Raw genomic sequence first — 3,313 nt, forward strand, 5'->3', positions numbered from 1 at the left:
GACCTTCCTCGAGAACCTCTAGTTATGCCGAACTATCCGACCCGAACATGCCCCTGATCAGGCGCTCCCGCACAACATCGGCATAACTCCGACATCAAGATAATCCACGACGGCGTGCTGGCGGTGCTCGACGTCTGCGTCGGTGGTGTTCAGGGTGCTGTTGGTGATGAACGCGTGATACCGCCACGTGGCGAACAGCGTGTCCTGCCCGGTCTTCGCGTTCCCGTTCAGGCGCTTCACGCGCCGCACCACCAGACGGCACGCCACCTGCTGGCCCGTCTTCCTCGACGTGAACACGGTGAACGGGACCTCGGCGACGTGCGCGTCGGAGACCAACTCGCCCGTAGTGGGGTCGGCGATCGCGTTCGGGTAGGTGATCGGCGTCCATGCGTCCTCCGGGATCTTCGCGATCGCGGCCGTGACGGTGGGCCAGTGCGCGATCGTGAACGAGAACCACGCCCCCGCCGTCAGGGCTGCGGTCACGGTGCTGTGGGTACAGAACGCGGCATCACCGCGCACGATCACCTGCCTGCCGGGTGCGATTCCTGCGACGGTGGCAAGGGCGCGGGGGATGAACCATTCTGCCAACCGTGCCCGAGCGCACGTTCCCGCGCCGCAGCGAGAACTCCGCGACCACCGGCGCCGACGTGCTGGTGCTGATCGTGGCCAGCAGGCCGTTCAGGCCGCGCACCCCGGAGTAGCCGAACGCGGCACCCTGCTTCTGATGGCCGTGCACCTCACGGATCGTGTCGTCCACGTCCACCCGCACCAGCCCGCCACCGACCAGCCCCGGCACGACGGCCGCGAGGTCCTGCAGCAGCCGACGGTTCACCGCCGCCAGCTGCAGCACGCACCCCATGCGCGAACCGGCGCAGGAACGTGCCGATCGTGGACGGCGCGCGCAACTGGCCGATCACCCTCGAGGTCGCCACCGGCCCGCAACACGTCCAGGTCACCGATCGAGTCCGCCCCGGCCAGCATCCCCGCGACCACGGTACGCGCCTTCACGCCCATATTCGCCGCCGGCAGCGTCACATGCTCGCCCACCAGCCCCGACAGGCCTGCCCGACCGGCCAGGGTAAGCACCGGAACGAGCCCGACATGCGACACGAGATTCGACTCATCGAAAACGGGCGTGATCCTGCCATAGGCTTTCACTCACGAAGTGTCCTTCCGATCGCGAGAACAGTACCTTCAACCACCACCATTCTCCCAGATCAGAAGGACATTTCCCTTTCACTCACACAGTGAACAGGCCAGCTCACGCGGTGGACTCAGGCTCAACACCCCATAGCGTCTAACCGAAGTGAGAGCGCACTTCCGCGGCGATCGCCTCCGGGCCGACGTCAATCACGGCTTCATCCTCCAGCCGTTCGAAGTAGGTGACATCGCTCCGGTAGACGCCCTCGGGGTTCGATCGGCTCACGACGCGCAGCAGCACCGAATACCGATCCGATGCGTCTGGACCTCCGCCGTAGAGCGCCCAGTTGAACGCCGTGAGGTTGAAGTCGACGTAGGCCCGGAATACCGCTGACAGAGCAGAGCCGAGATCGGCACAATCCTCGCTCGTCAGGTCGACGATGTCGTGCGCGCCGTTCACGACCGCCCAGACTTCGTGGAATCCGATCGGCGCCCACGGCGTCAGCACCGACACCCGGCCCCGACGGCCAATCCACCGTTCGCCGCCCTCCTCCTGCGCCACCAGCGCGTCCCAGTACGATCCGGAACCCTGCCACGACCGCGAGAGCTCGACGAGCCGGCGCTGTGCGGTGGTGCCGAGGTCGTCGTGAGCGGACTGTACGTGCGGATGTACGAGCGAGCTTCCGCTGGAGGGCAGGTAATTCGCGTTGATGGACGACCACATCGGCCGCAGGCCGTGCACACCGCGCGTGTAGGCCGTGAGCGCGTCGAGCAGGTCGCCGACGCGCTTCGGTGTGAGCTCGGGCAGATCGAGGAAATGCTCGGACGTGTCGTAGAGACCGACGGAGGAGAACTCGGAGTACGCCATGACGTTCGGTACGACGACGGCCGACCCGCGGCGAATGCGACCCTCTGCCGTGATAGCGGGGTCGAAGGTGCCGGTCGCGGCCTCGAGGGTGTCGGCGCAGAACGGGCAGAACGCTGTGCGCGCAGTGAGCGCGCTGAGGTCGGGACGGCTCGTCGGCGCGAGCTTCGTGCCAGCGATCACCCGGGAGGTGTGCCCCGTGAGCGGGTCCACCCTGATCGTGAGCGGGACCAACACCGTCGTCGTCGGGTCGGTGAGCTGCGGCACGCGAGCGGTGATGTCGTGCTGGACGAACGGTATCGAAGCCATGACTGCAAGTTACCGTGCCTGAGTATTGGACGGAAGCGCCTCAGTCCCTCTTTGCCAGGCTGGTTGTGAGTCATTCCACGATCCGGCAATCCCGTGGAACCGTGGAGACCTGATTTTGTCGGATCCTTCCCGGCACCGGCGCTGTGTGTGTCGGGCGGTATCTCGACCCAGCCCTCCAGCCTTGGCAGGTGCACGAGAAGCGTGGATCTGCTGCTGCGCTCGACGAGCGTGCCGATCGCGGACCGGCCGGTTCCGATGATCAGATCACCCTCCCGATGCCCCGGGGATGGCGCGATCGGCAGCATCGGCGGGACGCTCTGAGAGCACGACATCCGCGGTGACATGACCTTGCGGCTTGTTCCGCGATCGGGCCCGGGGCTCCCGCAGCGCCCGGCCCGTACGCAAGCACGCAATCAGCTCCCGCTTGAGCGCGCCACGCCCCTGAATGAACAGCGACTGGTAGATCGCCTCGTGGCTGATGCGCATGGACTCATCATCCGGGAAGTCGACCCTCAGCCGGTGCGAGATCTGCTCCGGACTCCACGCCAGCGCCCACTGGGCTGCTTCGGTGATTTCGTGCGCCCAGTCGACACGGGTTCGCAGCCGACGGGCGTTCACCCGGCGCCTCCCGGCGAGGGGTTCTGTCCAGACGAAGATCGAGCAGGTCCCGTGACGGACGTACTCCGAGTCCTGCTTCAGGTCGTGCCCGGGCCGGGCGGGGAGCGGGGCGCGGGCGTGCCCGAGGAGCTGGTTCGGCTTCTCGTCCATGCACACCACCGGCACCGCCGGGTCATACCGGCGGTGGTACACCTCCAGCACGTCCTCCTTCCGGGCGACGAACTCACCGCTGGCGTGCGGCGGGATCGTCCAGCACTTCTTCAGGTGAGGACGAAGCCCCCTTTTTCAGGGTCCGGCCGATCGTGGAGTGATCCAGCGGCGGGAGCCCGTCGGTGAGGAGAACGCGTTTCTCCAGCAGCCGCAACGACCACCGGTCATAGC

At 66.7% G+C, this 3,313-nt stretch carries 4 protein-coding genes and 1 pseudogene; all 5 read right to left on the reverse strand.

What is annotated here, in order from left to right; translation table 11 throughout:
- Window positions 1–57: 57 nt before the first annotated feature.
- Complete coding sequence (locus tag IEX31_RS18255; RefSeq protein WP_188744817.1) at window positions 58–483, reverse strand: hypothetical protein; 426 nt, start codon at window positions 481–483, stop codon at window positions 58–60.
- A 25-nt stretch (window positions 484–508) separates the two neighbouring features.
- Window positions 509–850, reverse strand: a complete 342-nt coding sequence (locus IEX31_RS18260) for a hypothetical protein (protein ID WP_188744818.1) — start codon at window positions 848–850, stop codon at window positions 509–511.
- Window positions 829–1,158, reverse strand: coding sequence for a hypothetical protein (locus tag IEX31_RS18265; RefSeq protein ID WP_188744819.1), 330 nt, complete (start codon window positions 1,156–1,158; stop codon window positions 829–831). Before IEX31_RS18265 ends, IEX31_RS18260 begins: the two co-directional genes overlap by 22 nt.
- Before the next feature lie 139 nt (window positions 1,159–1,297).
- Window positions 1,298–2,314 carry a hypothetical protein gene (locus IEX31_RS18270; RefSeq protein ID WP_188744820.1) on the reverse strand — a complete coding sequence of 339 codons (1,017 nt, stop codon included), beginning with the start codon at window positions 2,312–2,314 and terminating at the stop codon, window positions 1,298–1,300.
- Between the two features lie 128 nt (window positions 2,315–2,442).
- A pseudogene (locus tag IEX31_RS18275) lies at window positions 2,443–2,872 on the reverse strand (IS30 family transposase); the annotation flags it as partial.
- Between the last annotated feature and the right edge of the window lie 441 nt (window positions 2,873–3,313).

The organism is Agromyces bauzanensis, assembly GCF_014645655.1.
GTDB classification, from domain to species: Bacteria; Actinomycetota; Actinomycetes; order Actinomycetales; family Microbacteriaceae; genus Agromyces; species Agromyces bauzanensis.

Excerpts from the sequence above, each read along its gene's own strand:
- IEX31_RS18270 (WP_188744820.1), bottom strand. The coding sequence starts at position 2,314 with ATGGCTTCGATACCGTTCGTCCAGCACGACATCACCGCTCGCGTGCCG.